The organism is Virgibacillus proomii (assembly GCF_018916875.1).
Classification (GTDB): domain Bacteria; phylum Bacillota; class Bacilli; order Bacillales; family Amphibacillaceae; genus Virgibacillus; species Virgibacillus proomii_B.
Map to the genome: position 1 here is coordinate 584524 of NZ_JAHLNO010000019.1, position 16784 is coordinate 601307.

The window sequence follows — 16784 nt, forward strand, 5'->3', positions numbered from 1 at the left end:
GATAAACAGGTGATTGAGTATATTTAAAGATAAAAGGAGCGAGCTGGAAGAAACCAGCTATTCTATCGAACGTTAATCTTATAAAAATTATTAATAAAAACTTAACAAAATCTCTAGTTCTACTTCGTTGCTTCGTTTACTGAAATAGGTTAAAATAGCCTAGTTACGAACATAAGATAGCAGGTGATAATATTGCCGAAACTAATTTGGTTGCTAGTGATAGCAACAACTGTAAATGTGACTGGGGCATCTTTTTTATGGCCTTTAAATACGATATATATGCATAATGAACTCGGTAAAAGTTTAGCTTTTGCAGGGTTTATTTTAATGTTTAACCAGGGAGCGTCGATTGTTGGAAATTTAATTGGCGGTATGATGTTTGATAAATTTAGTCCTTATAAAACAATCCTCTATGGTACAGGATTGGCTATAGTATCATCTATTTTAATGGTGTTGTTTCATCGGGACATCTTATTTTATTCTACGTCCCTCGTATTAATTGGATTTGGCTCTGGAATAACATGGCCAGTAATGTTTGCGATGGCAGGATCACTTTGGCCGGAAGGAGGAAGACGAGCGTTCAATGCAATTTATGTAGCCCAAAACTTAGGAGTAGCCCTAGGAGCAACGATTGGCGGTTATGTAGCCAGTATATCCTTTGACTACATTTTCATTGCGAATGCTTCTTTGTTTGCAGCGTTCTTTTTAATTGTTTTATTTACATTTAAGCGAATGGATCAAGCGAAGGATAGACAGATGCATACTACTGTTATAAATCAGCATCGGAAAATTGAGGATAAAAGTGCTTTTATTGCTTTAATGATCTTATGTGGTGGTTTTTTAATCACGTGGATTGCTTACAGTCAATGGCAAACAACTATTGCATCGTATACACAGGATTTAAAAATTCCTCTGGAGCAATATAGTTCTTTATGGGCTATCAACGGTTTTCTTATTGTTTTGGGTCAACCTCTGATAAAATGGATTACAGGGAAAATTACTTCTCAAAAAAAGCATATATATCTTGGAAATACAATTTTTCTTATTTCCTTTGTAATAGCCCTAATAGCAGATAAGTTTAGCATGTTTGCTATTGCTATGGTAATCTTAACAGTGGGAGAAATGCTAGTGTGGCCTGCCGTTCCTTCCTTAGCAAACGAATTGGCCCCACAGGGACGAGCGGGATTTTATCAAGGAGTGGTTAACAGTGTAGGCGCAGCTGGACGAATGATTGGCCCAGTATTAGGTGGACTTATTGTAGATGTATTTAATATGGAGCTTTTATTCTTCACGCTGTTAGCTTTATTATTCATTCCTTATATCACTACATTTGCTTATGATCGGGGTATTGCGGGAGAAAGAAAAACGGAATAAATGGAGGATAGGAAATGGTTCAACCTAAGAAGGACATAAAATTAATAGCATTAGATATGGATGGTACGTTATTAACAAAAGATCATGAAGTGACGCCGATTACTCGCCAAGCAATTGCTGATGCAATGAAGAAGGATATTCATGTAGTATTGAGCACCGGACGCTGGCTAAAATCTTGCTATCCATACGCGGAGTCGTTAGGCTTAGAGTCTTATCTGATCACAGTCAATGGTGGTCAAATTTGGACAAAGGATAAGCAACTATTGGAGCAGCATACACTCCCAGCTGAAAAATTAGAAAAAATGTATCATTTGGCAAAGGAGTTAGGAATGTCTACTTGGATGATTTCGACGGAGGACATGTATCGTAATCGCATACCAGAAGATGTCCATGAACAGCAATGGTTGAAATTTGGCTGTGAATCCCATAATGAAATTATTTTAGAAAAAATGTTAAGAGAGCTTTCCTATATAGAAGGCTTAGAAATCACTAATTCTTTGCCGACAAATATGGAAATAAATCCTGAAGGCATCAATAAAGCTCAAGCATTGCAAAAGGTTTGTAATAAAATAGGTATTACCATGAATGAAGTTATGGCTGTTGGCGATAGTTTAAATGATATAAAAATGATTCAGCAGGCGGGCTTTGGCGTTGCGATGGGGAATGCTCAAGAAGCAGTTAAGAAGGCAGCAGATTTTGTAACAGATACGAATAATAATGATGGAGTAGGAAAGGCAATTAAACGCTTTGCTTTATAAATTGTAAAGGAACTCATAACAATGAAAGTTATGAGTTCCTTTACAATTATTACTAAGAAAGTAAAGAATCTGTGTTGAGATCGATTTAAATTGTTGATAATTTTTATGTATTAGCCATTTAGCTATAAGTGAGACTAAACCTTCACTAGCTCTAAAGGGTTATGCTTCTCTTAACTTATGAGATATAACTCATGAGAATTTTTACTGCTTTTTTCGTAATATGATGATAAACTGTACCTCACATTTACTGCAATATGTATATAATACCAATATTAGGCATATGATAAAAATATAAGAAGGAATGTCATGAGTCTACATAAGCCAATTAGTGATCGGTGATAAACAAAAAATATGAATAAAGCTTCAATTATCTTAGCAAATTATATGTTTATAGTGTGTTTAAAAAAGAGATAAAAGTTCTTACGGCTAGCTAAGATCGTAACGTTCTTTGAAAAAACTGTGATGTACCGTTATTAAACGTTTTCCTTGTCCTTAAAAAATTGCGATTTATCGCTAACGACTTTCTCTTGTCCACCCGAACAAAACAGGAATTTTAGGTACCGTTATCACAGCGTTGCGTCACTTTGATTTTAAAACCATTAAAGAGACAGAGTTACTGCCACTTTACTTCAGGGATTAAAATTTCGGGTCTTAACTTAGGAGCAAAATTTCTTTTAACGTACGATGAAATTCGAAATGTTACTTTTTCTGAACATTTTGTACAATCTCTTATAAGACTGGTTTTCCTGATATTGTATTTGTTACAGAACTTTCTTTCTTGTAAGAAAAGGCGTATAATAGATATATCATAGGAAAGGAGATGCTATCATGTCATTTTCACGCGGGCCAAAAGAACCGGTTCCAGAAGTGGAGACTAATATTTGGTCATGCACGAGCGACGATTGCCAAGGATGGATGAGGGAATCGTATAGTTTTGAGGAGGAACCCACATGTCCACTTTGCCATTCCTCCATGAAAAAGGAGGTACGTGTTCTCCCGGAAATAAAGTAGCATGTACCACTCAAAAGTAGTATCTCCGGATTATATTACTCGGTGCTTCTAGCTCTTGATTTAATATCAAGGGCTTTTTTGCACGTTAAGAGAGTACCAAAGTTTTAGAAGGAATTGAAATAAACAAGTGGAAATAGTCCCGCATCTAAGGTATCTCGTAAGACCCCCGTTTCAAGGCTCTTCATCAATGAAAAAAGGTTCACTTTATGTAATCGCTCCTAGTTGATAGCTTAGTTAGCATAATTTAATTTCCATCACATACTATAAGGTAACGCATATTAGCGGAAGAAACGTAAATGGTTAGTTATACTTTTGCTGTAAAATGATCATTTATTTTTTCTTCTATGTAAACGTTCGTGAAAGGGAGGAGAAAGTTTAAATGAGGTATGCGAATCCTAACACATCAGAAGCAATAGTTTACTTTAAGAAGAAGTATGATAATTTCATCGGAGGAGAGTACCGTCCACCGGTTAACGGACAATATTTTGAGAATGTCAGCCCAGTTACCGGTGAAGTGTTTTGTGAAGTTGCTAGGTCTACAAAAGAAGATATAGAACTGGCATTAGATGCTGCTCACAAAGCAAAAGAAGCGTGGGGGCGAACCTCTGTAACAGAGCGTGCATTGTTACTGAATAAAATTGCCGACCGGATGGAAGAAAATCTGGAGAAACTTGCCGTAGCTGAAACATGGGATAATGGGAAGGCAATTCGGGAACCATTAGCAGCAGATATACCTTTAGCAATTGATCATTTTCGCTATTTTGCTGGGATAATCAGAGCGCAAGAGGGCGGTGTTAGTCAAATTGATAAGGATACCGTGGCTTACCATTTTCATGAACCGTTAGGAGTAGTTGGGCAGATTATTCCTTGGAATTTCCCATTATTAATGGCAACCTGGAAACTAGCCCCTGCATTAGCTGCAGGAAATTGTGTAGTACTGAAACCAGCAGAGCAAACTCCTGCCTCTATTCATGTTTGGCTTGATATTGTTAAAGATATAATTCCTGCAGGTGTGGTTAATGTAGTTAATGGGTTTGGTTTAGAAGCAGGTAAGCCGCTAGCCTCCAATAGCAAAATTGCTAAAATAGCCTTTACCGGAGAAACAACAACAGGTCGTTTAATCATGCAATATGCTTCTGAAAATATTATTCCGGTTACATTGGAGCTGGGAGGAAAATCTCCAAATATTTTCTTTGCTGATGTGATGGATAAGAACGACGGATTTTTAGATAAAGCTGTGGAAGGTTTTGTTATGTTTGCACTGAATCAAGGTGAAGTTTGTACTTGTCCCTCTCGTGCTTTAATTCAAGAGTCAATTTATAATGAATTCATGGATCGGGCATTGGAGCGGGTGAAGCAAATTAAGCTTGGTCATCCATTAGATATGGAAACGATGATGGGAGCTCAAGCATCACAGGAGCAGATGGACAAAATTAAGTCTTATTTGGATATTGGAAAGCAGGAAGGCGCTGAAGTTTTAATTGGTGGAGATGTTCGGAAATTAGACGATGAAGAGTTAAAGCGTGGCTATTACATTCAACCGACGATTTTTAAAGGAAATAATCAAATGCGCATTTTCCAAGAAGAAATTTTTGGACCGGTACTTTCGGTTACAACGTTTAAAGATAAAGATGAAGCTTTAGCGATTGCTAACGATACGTTATACGGACTCGGTGCGGGAGTATGGACGAGGAATATTAATACAGCCTACCGTTTTGGAAGAAATATTCAAGCGGGTCGTGTATGGACAAATTGCTATCATCAATATCCAGCACATGCCGCCTTTGGTGGTTATAAAAAATCAGGGATTGGCAGAGAAAATCATCTAATGATGCTTAGTCATTATCAGCAAACAAAAAATCTTTTAATTAGCTATAGTGAGGATCCAACAGGACTATTCTAATGTGCATAAAAAGGGGGATCATATGGCTGAACGGGTAACGGCGACGAAGGAGGCGCTGGAATTAATAGAGAAATTAAAAAACGTGCATGGAGATTTAATGTTCCATCAATCTGGGGGCTGTTGTGATGGGAGCTCACCGATGTGCTATCCTAAGGGAGAATTACGAGTGGGGGATTCGGATGTGCTTTTAGGCAGTATAGGGGACGCACCTTTTTATATTTCGAAAGATCAATATGAATACTGGAAACATACGCAACTTATTATCGATGTCGTAGATGGCAGAGGAGGGATGTTTTCTTTGGAAGGTCCAGAGGGAAAACGATTTCTTACTAGATCGCGTGTGTTTACAGAAGAAGAGTGGAAAACTTTCAACTAACAAGCGTAAGCGCTCATATAGCGATGTACAAACTAGAGAACTTCTAGTGGGATAACGTGAAACTTTATCCCGCATGTAAGGTGCCGTAAGACTCCCACTTTAAGAGCCTGAGTTGATACAAAAGGGTCTCAGTGGTAGAAAACGGCACCTAAATGCCCGATTCGTTCAAGGGCCTTTAGGTCATACCCTTGTGGCACTAACATTCAGTAGGAGATGGAAGAAAACTCCTACTGAATGAAGTTTCACTTTATCCAAAGAGTGTTTTTTCCTTGAAGTAGAATAAAGGCTAACTTAACGTCTTTGAAAAATTCCCTATGTACCGCTGGCGGGGCTTTTTTTGTCCTTGAAAAAGAAGACGGCTTTTTCTGCGTGTGATGGCACCGGTGACGAAGTTTTCCCCGCTTTGTCTCTTTAAACGAATTAGGAATTTAGGAGCTGTTTTTGTCAAAAAGTTCGCTAAATAATGAGCATATTTTTCACGAGAGAAATACGGTTCCTTATATTTGGGATAAAGAAAGCAAAGTGACGTAAGGAAACGATGTTGACTGATCATAGGAAGAAGAGAGAAGTTTTCTAGGTGTTTGAGCGCATGGGCTAGAAGACAAGTTCTTACAAATACGATACTCATCGTGTGAAACGGCTAACGTATTTTTTCTTAAACAAGAACAGATGGTTATGCATATTCAGTCCGTAACCATCTGTTCGTTTACATATAGGTTTTTAGGCAAAAAATCAACTCGGCAACGCCTCAAATTTTTGCCTTGTTTTTTTCATTATACTAGTTGATTATTCTTTTAGTTTATTTAGAATTTCGATCGCTTTTTCCGTTGAATAGCTGCCTTTTCCTTTGGTTTTTTCAATCATAAGAGAAACAATGATATCTTCATCTTTGGTTGGATAGCCTACAAACCAGCCATTTTCTTGTCCATTATCCTCGCTTGATATTTTTAATTCTGCTGTGCCTGTTTTTCCTGACACTGGGAATTTTGCCTGTTTGCCAGCTGTTTTTGCTGTTCCGCTTACTACTACATCGCGCAAAGCATCTTTTATAACCTTTGCTTGGTCAGCAGACAGAAGATTTTCTTTCCAAATTTGTCCTGTCTTTTCATTAGCTAACAAGGTCGGCTTTAGCATATTCCCTCCATTTAAAAATGTAGAATAGGCGATTGCAAGGTGGAGTGAGCTCATTTCTAATTCGCCCTGTCCATAGCTTGTGTTTGCTAGTAATACTTCATCCTTTAATTTTCCGGTAGAGGAAATAGATGATGTTGTGATCGGATATTCGTATGGGAAATCTCCTCCCAATCCAAATTGCTTTAAACCTTTTTCAAGCGCTTCAGATCCCATTTTAACGGCTTGCATAGCGAAATAAATATTGTCAGAACGGACGATAGCATCGTGTAAATCAACAGAACCATTTGATTCAGAAACACGGGTAACTTTATAATCTCCCCATCCTTTACCATTGCTCCATTTTAGTCCTTTTATATTTAGACCTTCCTTTGGATCGATCGTACCATTCTTCATACCAATGGCTGCTGTAATTGGTTTTAATACAGATCCAGGTGCGTATGTAGAATAAAAACGATTTAACAATGGGTTTTTTGGATCACTCTCTAGTTGCTTCCAAATATTCGGTCTTGTTCCATATAATATTTCATTTGGATTAAAGGACGGACTGCTTACTAAGCCTAGTGTTTCACCTGTTTTTGCATGAATAACAGATACGCTAGCCATATCGCCATTTAAAATGTCGTATATTTTTTCTTGGATATTTATATCAATTGTTAACTTAATATTTTCCCCATTTTTACCTTCTTTTTCAGCAAGTAACGTTTCGTCTCCTTCATTTACAACGAGGATTTTAACTCCTTTTTCCCCTCGTAATTGTTCTTCGAATAGTTCTTCAAGTCCCCGCTTACCAATCATGTCACTTGAATCATAGCTCCCTTTTGTCTCCTTAATATCCTCTAAGGTAACCGGGCCAATGTAGCCTACTAAAGTGCTGGTAGCAGCACCGCCAGGATAAATACGCCCTGTTGTTTCTTGTCTGGTAACACCTTCAATGGTTACAAGCTGATTCCAAAGCGTTTCATCTGTTTTGGTAATTTTTGCAATAGGGACAAATAAATTAGGCTTTACCCAGCTTTCATTTAATTTTTCATCTATCGTATCAACAGATAGTCCGAGTAGTTCTGCCATTCTTTGTTTACTCTGTTCAGGGTTTTCCCCTAGCTTTTCTGGAATGATACCAACTTCATAAATAATATCATTCATCGCTAAAGGCATTTCATTACGGTCACGAATTTCCCCGCGAATTGGAGGAGTCGTTTTAATACGAAGCTCGCCGCCATCTTTCATTTGTGGAAAAATAAAACCCGGATTCCAATCAATATACCAGTTTTTATCATCATCTGTACCTTCCTGTACCAAACTTGCTTCATAATCAAAAGAAATAGGACCGGCAATTGTTTTCATGCTAACTGTAAATGGTAACACTGCTTTTCCATCATCCATCGCCTTTTCTACGGCTTTTTCACTTAGTTTCTTGAAGTCAATCTTCAAATCTGAAACCTTTATATCTTTATAAATTTTTTTGAATCGATCAACGAATACTTCCTTTTTAAATGTTTTTCTTGATGTTTTACTTAGCATTTGGTGCATTTTATTAAAATCCTGATCATTCCAATGGTTTACATAGCTAGAAAATCGTTCGTTTGGTGTGGGTTCCTTGTTTGAGCAAGCAACTAACAATGCCATCAAAACGACAACTGCTATAAACAATACTTTTCTCATAGTAACCCCCAGAAAAAATGTTGTATACGTAAGTAACATGGACGTTTACATCCATGTTACTATTTCTGTGTTCCTTACTTTGCATTCATATGTTGTTTAATCTCTGTAGTAACACGATTAAATTCTGAATTTGGCACGACGTAGTACCAGATACCTCCAATTGTTTGTCCGCTGCCACTAATTTCTATCGTGGAAATATTTTTTCTTGTTTCGCGGTAATCACTGAAAAGGGTTTGCATATTATCCATGTCCAAGTTTGTTTTTACATTATCACCAAGAATGTTAAGGATGTCTCCTACTTTTGTAATGCTGGAGAAACGGGCACCTTTTTTGATGGCAGCAGTGATTACTTCACGCTGTCGCTCATTTCGTCCAAGATCTCCCTTAGGATCGTTTTTTCTCATCCGAATGTAGTTAAGTGCCTGCTCACCATTTAAGCTGATTTCTCCTTTTGGAAAGTCAGACCCGCCTTGAGAAAAAGCAGTGTTATTTACTACAGTAACCCCTCCCAATGCATCTATTCCTTGCTTAAAGCCCTCCATATTTACTCTTCCATAGTAGTGTACTGGAATATCAAAATTATCTTCTACTGTTTGTATGGAAAGTTCTACATCTCCAAAAGCATATGCATGATTTATTTTATCCTGTCCTCTTCCCGGAATAGTAACATATGTATCTCTTGGAATGCTTAGCATTTTCATAGCATTTGTTTTAGGGTTTAGTGACAATAGAATCATCGTGTCCGATCTCCCTTTATCACCGCTTCGCTCATCAACACCAAGTAATAAAATGTTTACTGCTTTTTTTCCTTTGAAAATGGCCTCCAGTTCTCTTTGTCTCTCAGGATCATTATCTCTGGACAAAGGATTATGCATCGTTTCTACTGTATCGCCAATCTGATTCCAGAAATAAAAAATAGCTCCTCCAAATGCAAGCAAAAGAACAAGTATTATTCCGCCAAACCAATAAAACCACTTTCGTTTTTTCTTTCTTCCAATACGTGAGTCCAATTTTTTCACTCCTATACACGTCTGTTTATTTTTACCTTGATTAGAAACGTTATGCAATTGTTTTCTCCTGCCGTTGTAAGGATTATCTCCATTTGTCGATATTAATACTTACCAATTTGTTTTATATAGCCGTGTTTTGTAAATATCCGTCGTAATATATAAGTAATTACTTTTTTGATTATATCTAAAATAGTTCTTTTCGTCTATGTTTCATCAACTTAATTAACATATAAAAAGCGATTTTGAAAAGGTGTGTTCATCTTATTTTTACATTTTACATTTGAATAGAAATCTTTAAAAAATCCAGTTGTTTGATGATGCTAATGGAAGGAGCTTCCTCTTTCAATAAAATTAAATTACCTCTTTAATCTTACTTATATTCAAAATTTCCTCCTTATTCTTTATTGTAATGTGCAGCTATTTTTCCCATTTTACGAATTTTAATCAGTCCCTCCTCTCCTATTTAGGATCGTTTGTTTTCCATAACTATCTTTTAAAAACAGGTTCGGTTGAAACTAATATCAATTCCTTGTATTACTGAGGATTTTTATTGGTGAAGTTCTACCCGCGTCTATCAAAATTTAATTTAATATACATATGATCTTAATCAAGAACATTTTTTATAAGTTTAAGTAAATTAAAGCAAAAACAAGTAAATAAGAGAGAAGTTGTTCTCAATAACGAATATGAGTGTTTTTTCGGGTTTTGCATTTGCGAAGTAGAATAATATACTTTAGTTGCCGTTCGTTATAACACACATAAAAGTGCTTATCATCGAACGAATGTTGTTACATATATTAGAGAGGAGGATAGAAGTATTTTCTGGCTTTAGCAATGGTATTAACAAAATAATACTAATTTAAATTAGACAATTAACAGGGAGGAAAAATAATATGAAATTAAAAAAGAAACTAGGAATGGGAATAGCGACTGCAGTTTTGGGTATTGGATTAATCGGAGGAGGAACTTTCGCATATTTCAGTGACCAAGAAGTGGTAGAAAATTCATTTGCTGCTGGAACATTGGATTTAGGAGTAAATCCGACCATTGCTTTTAATGTAGATAATTTAAAGCCGGGAGATTATATGACAAGATCCTTCAAAATGACGAATGAAGGAACGTTGGATATTGGAAAAGTATTAATGAATACTAGTTTTTCTGGAACGGAAGGCTTTGAAGATCATTTAAGGGTCGACTTTTTACTAAGTGATGGTAAGGTAATTGAAAGCCTGAGTGGAAAAACAGTTGCTGAACTTAGCGAAATCAAAGACCAAGATATTACGCCAGGATTTTGGACTTGGTGGCCAATAGTTCGTGAAGGTAAAGGTATCCCTTTAGGAACGGAAGACACGATCAAAATAAAAGTTACGTTTGTTGACAATGGTCAAGATCAGAACCATCTGCAAGGAGCAAATTTAAACGTTAACTTTACATTAGATGCGCTGCAAACTGAAGGAGAAGCGAGATAAAATAGGAGATTGATAAAAAGTGGAGGTAAATTAATACGTCCTCCACTTTTTATTCTTGCTGGAAGAGGGCGTGGTGAAAGGTATGAATTTAAAGAAAAAATTAGTTTTAAGTATGGCTACAGCAATGTTAGGAATGTGTTTAATAGCCGGGGGTACGTATTCTTATTTCAATGATAGTAAAGAAACAGATAATACCTTTACAACAGGTATTTTGGATTTAGGTATAAATAAAGAATCCATTATTAAAATAGATAATTTAGTTCCTGGAGACACAATTAATGAGAATTTTGAATTAACTAATGACGGCACGGTCGATATCAAGGAAGTGCTGCTTGATTCTGATTACAAAATTATGGATAAACATCAAAATAACAATGAAGATAATCTCGCCGATTATATACAAGTAGAATTTTTACATCATGTAAATAAAAACAAAAAAGTAATTTTTAGTAAGAAACTATCAGAATTAAAAAAAGAATCTATCCCGATATTGCAGCAGTTTCCAGCAGGTAGCGCTAAAGAAAAGTTTACAGTACGATTTGAGTTTAAAGATAGTAAGCGTAGTCAAAATCACTTTCAAGGAGACTCTCTAAATTTAAAGTGGCGTTTGGAAGCCATACAACGTGATGGTAAACCTGAATTCATAAATGAATAACGGTTTGAGGAGGGAGTCAATCTCCTTCCTAAGTATCATGATATATTTAAAAATCTAAAATTCAGCTTTATGTTTTTAAATATATCATGATACAAAATGATTTCTAAAGGTGGGGTGAATGTGAGGAAACCAAGATTAAAACATGACCAACATGAAAACAAGCAGGGTTATTTTTGGTTGAAAATTTTATGCATTTGTTATAGTTTTGTTTTCGCTACTAGTTACTTAACTACTTCAACAACCGCATATTTTAATGATGAGTTACTTCTAAAGGGAAGTATGGAGATAGGAAAGTGGCAAGAGGCAAAAGCAGAAACGTACCATCTTGAATTTCTCGATGATCGTTCACAAAACATAGAAGCTTGTGAGTCTGCAATGTTAAAAGTTAAAGTCAAAAATAACGGTGATGGAGATATGATGGAACCACTTACGTATGAAGTCATGTTTGCAGGAAAAGGAGATCCAATAGAACAAGGAAAGAAATTGCCGCTTCGTGAAGGTGAAGGGAAAGTCGCTGCGCTAGCAAAAGGGGAAACAGCAGAATTACAAATTAGTGCCAAGCAGACCGGAGCATATTCATTTTTAGTAAAACAGCAGGATGGAGAATTAGTATGGAGTAAGAAAATAATGGTGCAATGTAACGAACGTGAAACAAAGCAAGATGAAAATAGTCCTAAGGCTACAGAAGTAAAAGAAAAACCAGAGCAAACAGAAGTAGAAAGTAAAGGTGACAAACAATTAAATTTCAAAAACGATGTAAATAATCACTCAGACACAAAAAGTGATTCAGAGCAACAACAAGCTAATTCACCCAAAGCTGAACAGCAGTCTACTAAATTACCTGATGCTCTAAAAAAGATGGAGGGAGAAAAATAGATGATAAAAGGCAAATTAGGCAAATGGTTAAATCGGATTGTTAGTTTCATATTGATGGTTACATTAATTGGTGTTGCAAGTCTAGTAATTGTAACGAAGTTCTCTGGAGGAGAACCAGAAGTCTTAGGATATCAAATAAAAACGGTCCTATCCGGTTCCATGGAGCCAGATATCCAGACTGGTTCTATTATAGCGGTCAAAACGGTTGAAGATGGGAGCAAATTTAAAAATGGTGATGTAATTACATTTATGGCCGATAAAAATAAGCTGGTCACTCACCGAATCATTGATGTGAAAAAAACAAAGAATGGTGTTGCTTATACTACAAAAGGGGATAACAATAACGCAGCTGATTCTAATCCTGTTTTAGCTGATAATGTTGTGGGAGAGTACAAAGGAATGACCATACCTTATCTTGGATACGTTGCCAATTTTGCACAATCACCTAATGGAAGTATTTTCTTATTAATCGTTCCCGGAATTCTTTTACTTTGTTATGCTGGATTTTCGATTTGGCGAACTTTAGCAAAATTAGAAACAGTAAAAAAATCAGAGCATACAGGTTGACCTGAGGTGATATAAGGAGAGGGTATATGAAGCATAAAGTCATCTTTACTTTAATATGTACCATGATTATTTTTTGTTTTAGTAGCAAATACGATTCAATTGTTAATGCACAGGATAGGGTTGGATTGGAAGTAGATCCTGATTCTGTTTTGTTTGATGTAAATGATATGAAGCCGGGGGACTGGGCGTCAAGAAATGTAGAAATAAAAAATCGCGGAACACAGCCATTTACGTATAGCATAAATGTAGAGAGTACGGGAATGAAAAAGCTATATAATGAGCTGCAGCTTGAAGTTTTCATGAAGAAAAGGGAACTGTATAGCGGGAAGCTAAATAGCTTTACAAATATAAAATCTAGACATTTAGCGCCAGGTAAGGAAGATGCTATTACAGTTACGATTCGATTCCCTGAAGAATTAGGAAATGAGTATCAAGGTCTTGAGGCTGACTTCGCAATTATTATTATTGCAGAAGGAGAAGCGAAACAACAAGATAAACAAACGGTCATTGGGAAAATTGGTACCGACAAATATGATTTTGGTTCTAAACTCCCAAATACAGCAACTAATACTTTTCTGTATATTTTACTTGGTCTATGCTTAATAGGAATAGGGATATTTTTATACTTAGTCATTAGGAAATACAAAAAGGTAAAACAGCTGAAAATTTAAAATTGCCTAGTTTTTAAGCTAACGAATAAAAATTTTTAATGTTGGACAGTGTTTTAAAGGTACTACAAAACTAGTTATAATATGACAAAATAAGCTAGACCTGAAACAAGAATAATATAGTATAATAGCCTTAAAGAAGAAATTCAGAAAGTACAATTTGGTAAAAATGACACATTGATTTTCATCGTATGTTAACGCTAAAGTTAAGTTAATGGGAGTTGAAATGTAAAGTTCTATGTAGGAGCAACTAAGCAGTCTGCAGTGTCAAAGGCTTGGATCCAGCCAAGTTTTCTGTATATGTTAAATTTTAGCCTCGAAAATTAATGCTAATATATTTTTAGGTTTAAGTATAAGTGCAAATTAGGCGATCACCTCGCTCAAGGGACTTTGCGCTAGTCAGTTTTCTTGATTGTCTTGGAAATTATATTCGTCTATATGAGGATAACTTTATTGAAAAGTAGCATCGTCTAACTTATGTGCTCAAACTGTAGCAAACTTCGATCTCTCTATGATAAGTCAACACTGGCTCGAATCAAAATGAAGGCCAACTAAAAGCGGGCTTGCCGTTCAGGCGTCGGCATACCCCTGTTTTAGAGGCATGATTCCTTTATCTCGCATGTAAGGTGCCGTAAGACTCCCACTTCAAGAGCCTGAGTTGGTAGGCTCTAAGTGGGAAAAAACGGCACCTAAATGCCCGATTCGTTCAAGGGCTTTAGGTCATACCCTTGCGGTACTAACATTCAGTAGGAGATGGAATAAAACTACTACTGAATGAAGTTTCACTTTATCTTGTCAGAAGTTCTTCAGTTTCTACGTCGCTAAATGAGCGCTTAACGTTTGTTAACGGCTAGGAAACGGTATCCGTTTTCACATCACAGTTATCTTGTTGATAATAGTTTGCATCGTCTAGCTTATACGCTAGAGCAACTGGCAAACCTCAATGATAGGACGTGCTAATGCTGGAGTTACTTATAGGATAAGGAAGCTTTGGCAGACAAACACTGCGACTTTTTAAGGACGCTGTATTCCGACCACGGTCTATTTATGAACATGTACTAAAATAAAGCGTTATCAATAGAAGTAAATATATACAAGTCATAGAAAAGTTTCAGGGATAGTTTAGAGTGAATGATTAATTATATATTGGGGGATGAAACGGATGAAGTTAAAACAAATTTCTTTGGATGTTGAGTGGGTGGAACTAATAAAACAAGCAAGAACATTAGGAGTGCCGATGGAGGAAATTCGACGGTTTTTACGTACGGTACAAGAGTATAATAATGTCCCAAAAAATTTGTTTTAGAAATAGTATAACTCACCTCGATTATGGTATAATGCCATTTGAAAGAAGGTGAGTGCTTTTGATAGGGGAAAAAATAAAAGAACTAAGAAAAGCTAAGAAAATGTCTATTTCAGAGTTGGCAGAAAAAGCTGGGGTTGCAAAGTCATATTTGAGCTCAATTGAGCGAGGTATTCAGGTTAATCCCTCCATTCAATTTATTGAAAAAATCAGCATCGTTTTAGGTGTGTCCATAAATGAATTAATTCGAGAAAATCAGAGTAAGCAAAAAGAAGAACTAGATGAAGAATGGTTAGAAATTGTTCAGGAAGCAATGGACTCTGGTGTATCAAGAGAACAATTTAAAGAATTTCTTGAATTTAATAAGTGGCGAATTAATAAAGAGTAACCGTTAAGCAGTAAGCTGACGGTTTTTTGTTGTACTATAGCAAAGTATAAAACTTTATGGTTTATAGTATAAGAAAAACTACAGCTTTCGCTAAAAGCTTGGCGACAAGCCAAGTTTTTCTAATTTAACAATATGAAATAGCCGAATTTAATATTGCGATACATAGGTTTTATTATAGTGAAGCTTGGGTAATATTAGAGACAATTTTTTATATTGTTTCCGAATCGTATAAGACTTCTCTTTTAACTTACAAATGCCTGGTTTAACTCCACCGTCTTTAGACATTATCCGCTTTTAGCCTATCTTTATTCGTTCATATTAAGAATGAGGCGAAATTATTATAGAGGAAAAGTAGCCATGTGGTTTATGTATAAAATATCACACGTTATATTGGGTAAAAAAGTATAGGTATAACATGTTACATGGTCGAGTTGCGGCAAGAAGAGCAAGAGACTTAATCAGACAAGGGTGTGAACCAAGAGGGATTACAACCTAACAGGGCAGTGTAGGTAAAAACGATATTCATTTGTTATTGTCGTGTCCCCAATCATTCCAAGCAAAATGCTACAATATCCAAAGAGACGTTCATCAAAATTACTGCAAGAGCCTTTCCGGAATTGAAAAAAGATATTGGGGGCAGCTTTAATGGGCGAAAGGATATTATTATTACCGCAGCAGGAACTGTAACGGGTATCACGAACTTCCTAATTACAAACATTTACCACTACAAAAAAGCTTAAGATCATGGAGTAGTTGATCGAAATTAAAGAAATGGTTATAAATAAAAGAATCTCTTTTTGCCCATGAATGGCATAGTATATAACGTGAATCAAGGAAGATTTATAATAAATAATAAAAAATTGGATTATCATAACTAAGATAAACAGGTTTTCGAGCTTAAGAAAATGAATTCAGTTGGAAACAGTTGTGATGAAATTTTAACGTACTTGTTGGACGTTGCAAAAAATTATTAATTTAAAATATAAGTGGAGGTTAAGGGTTGATCATGCTATATGCTTGCTAGATGATTTTTCTTTATTTTCGCTTTTTTGGAAAAATAACTAAAAAGATTGTTTAACATTGTACTTTTTAGTAGAATTTATAATGGATTAAATAAAAAATGTATTTTCATACAAAATGTTGTTGTAAAAAAGCTTGGGAATTGTCAGTTTATGAATAAATGAAATGGTAAAGGGCGGGGAAAATAATGGGTGAGCAAGAAAAGTACAAAAACTTGCTTAGGAAAGTAATTCAAGAAACGGAAAATCATAAAATTCAAACTTCAGAAGAAATGGTGAAAACGCTTATTAAAGAATTGCAAAGCAGTGCTTTAGGCAACACAGCAAATTCATAAGTTATAAGTTGCAAAAGCAGTATTCTCCAATAGAGATACTGCTTTTAAGTACATAATTTAGATGCTAATTGAGAAAGAAAGTCTTTGGTCACTTCAAGGAGACAAGTGTTTTTTGAATGAAGTTTTACTTTATCCCGCATGTAAGGTGTTGTAAGTCTCCCAGGTTAAGAGTCCGAGCTGGTACAAAAGGGGCAAGTGGGAGAAAACGGCACCTAAATGCCCGATTCGTTCAACTAACATTCCGTATAAAAGGCATTCCACCGAATGAAGTTTCAC

Annotated in this window: 15 protein-coding genes; 13 read left to right on the top strand and 2 right to left on the bottom strand. The window is 35.9% G+C overall.

Going from position 1 to position 16784, the window contains the following annotated elements; translation table 11 throughout:
- Nucleotides 1-192 precede the first annotated feature (192 nt).
- The 5 genes from KQI21_RS10010 (at nt 193) to KQI21_RS10030 (ending at nt 5422) form a co-directional block, all read left to right on the top strand.
- Nucleotides 193-1374: an MDR family MFS transporter gene (locus KQI21_RS10010; RefSeq protein WP_216484035.1), complete on the top strand. Its 1182-nt coding sequence runs from the start codon at nt 193-195 to the stop codon at nt 1372-1374.
- Between the two features lie 14 nt (nt 1375-1388).
- Entirely contained in the window at nt 1389-2132 is a 744-nt protein-coding gene (locus tag KQI21_RS10015; protein WP_216484036.1) for a Cof-type HAD-IIB family hydrolase, read from the top strand.
- An 828-nt stretch (nt 2133-2960) separates the two neighbouring features.
- A complete protein-coding gene (locus KQI21_RS10020) occupies nt 2961-3143 on the top strand; it encodes a cold-shock protein (RefSeq protein ID WP_216484037.1) in 183 nt (60 codons plus the stop codon).
- A 379-nt stretch (nt 3144-3522) separates the two neighbouring features.
- Nucleotides 3523-5046: an acetaldehyde dehydrogenase ExaC gene (exaC, locus tag KQI21_RS10025; protein WP_216484038.1), complete on the top strand. Its 1524-nt coding sequence runs from the start codon at nt 3523-3525 to the stop codon at nt 5044-5046.
- A gap of 22 nt (nt 5047-5068) precedes the next feature.
- Nucleotides 5069-5422, top strand: a complete 354-nt coding sequence (locus KQI21_RS10030) for a DUF779 domain-containing protein (protein WP_216484039.1) — start codon at nt 5069-5071, stop codon at nt 5420-5422.
- A gap of 786 nt (nt 5423-6208) precedes the next feature.
- Here the strand turns inward: KQI21_RS10030 and KQI21_RS10035 are convergent.
- Together KQI21_RS10035 and KQI21_RS10040 are read right to left on the bottom strand one after the other, a co-directional pair.
- Nucleotides 6209-8218: a penicillin-binding transpeptidase domain-containing protein gene (locus KQI21_RS10035; protein WP_216484040.1), complete on the bottom strand. Its 2010-nt coding sequence runs from the start codon at nt 8216-8218 to the stop codon at nt 6209-6211.
- Between the two features lie 74 nt (nt 8219-8292).
- Nucleotides 8293-9228: an LCP family glycopolymer transferase gene (locus tag KQI21_RS10040; RefSeq protein WP_216484041.1), complete on the bottom strand. Its 936-nt coding sequence runs from the start codon at nt 9226-9228 to the stop codon at nt 8293-8295.
- Between the two features lie 893 nt (nt 9229-10121).
- Between KQI21_RS10040 and KQI21_RS10045 the strand changes: the two genes are divergently transcribed.
- The 8 genes from KQI21_RS10045 (at nt 10122) to KQI21_RS10080 (ending at nt 16508) form a co-directional block, all read left to right on the top strand.
- Nucleotides 10122-10697 (top strand): TasA family protein, encoded by a 576-nt coding sequence (locus tag KQI21_RS10045; RefSeq protein ID WP_216484042.1) that lies wholly within the window; start codon nt 10122-10124, stop codon nt 10695-10697.
- A gap of 82 nt (nt 10698-10779) precedes the next feature.
- Nucleotides 10780-11352: a TasA family protein gene (locus tag KQI21_RS10050; RefSeq protein WP_253291427.1), complete on the top strand. Its 573-nt coding sequence runs from the start codon at nt 10780-10782 to the stop codon at nt 11350-11352.
- A gap of 120 nt (nt 11353-11472) precedes the next feature.
- Nucleotides 11473-12228, top strand: coding sequence for an amyloid fiber anchoring/assembly protein TapA (tapA, locus tag KQI21_RS10055; RefSeq protein ID WP_216484044.1), 756 nt, complete (start codon nt 11473-11475; stop codon nt 12226-12228).
- Complete coding sequence (gene sipW / locus KQI21_RS10060; RefSeq protein WP_216484045.1) at nt 12229-12795, top strand: signal peptidase I SipW; 567 nt, start codon at nt 12229-12231, stop codon at nt 12793-12795.
- Between the two features lie 26 nt (nt 12796-12821).
- A complete protein-coding gene (locus KQI21_RS10065) occupies nt 12822-13466 on the top strand; it encodes a TasA family protein (RefSeq protein ID WP_216484046.1) in 645 nt (214 codons plus the stop codon).
- Nucleotides 13467-14625: 1159 nt separating this feature from the next.
- Complete coding sequence (locus tag KQI21_RS10070; protein ID WP_309245534.1) at nt 14626-14769, top strand: anti-repressor SinI family protein; 144 nt, start codon at nt 14626-14628, stop codon at nt 14767-14769.
- A 58-nt stretch (nt 14770-14827) separates the two neighbouring features.
- Nucleotides 14828-15154, top strand: coding sequence for a helix-turn-helix domain-containing protein (locus KQI21_RS10075; protein ID WP_216484048.1), 327 nt, complete (start codon nt 14828-14830; stop codon nt 15152-15154).
- Between the two features lie 1207 nt (nt 15155-16361).
- The gene (locus KQI21_RS10080; RefSeq protein WP_179104397.1) at nt 16362-16508 is read left to right on the top strand and encodes a hypothetical protein; all 147 of its coding nucleotides are present in this window, start codon (nt 16362-16364) and stop codon (nt 16506-16508) included.
- Nucleotides 16509-16784 lie beyond the last annotated feature (276 nt).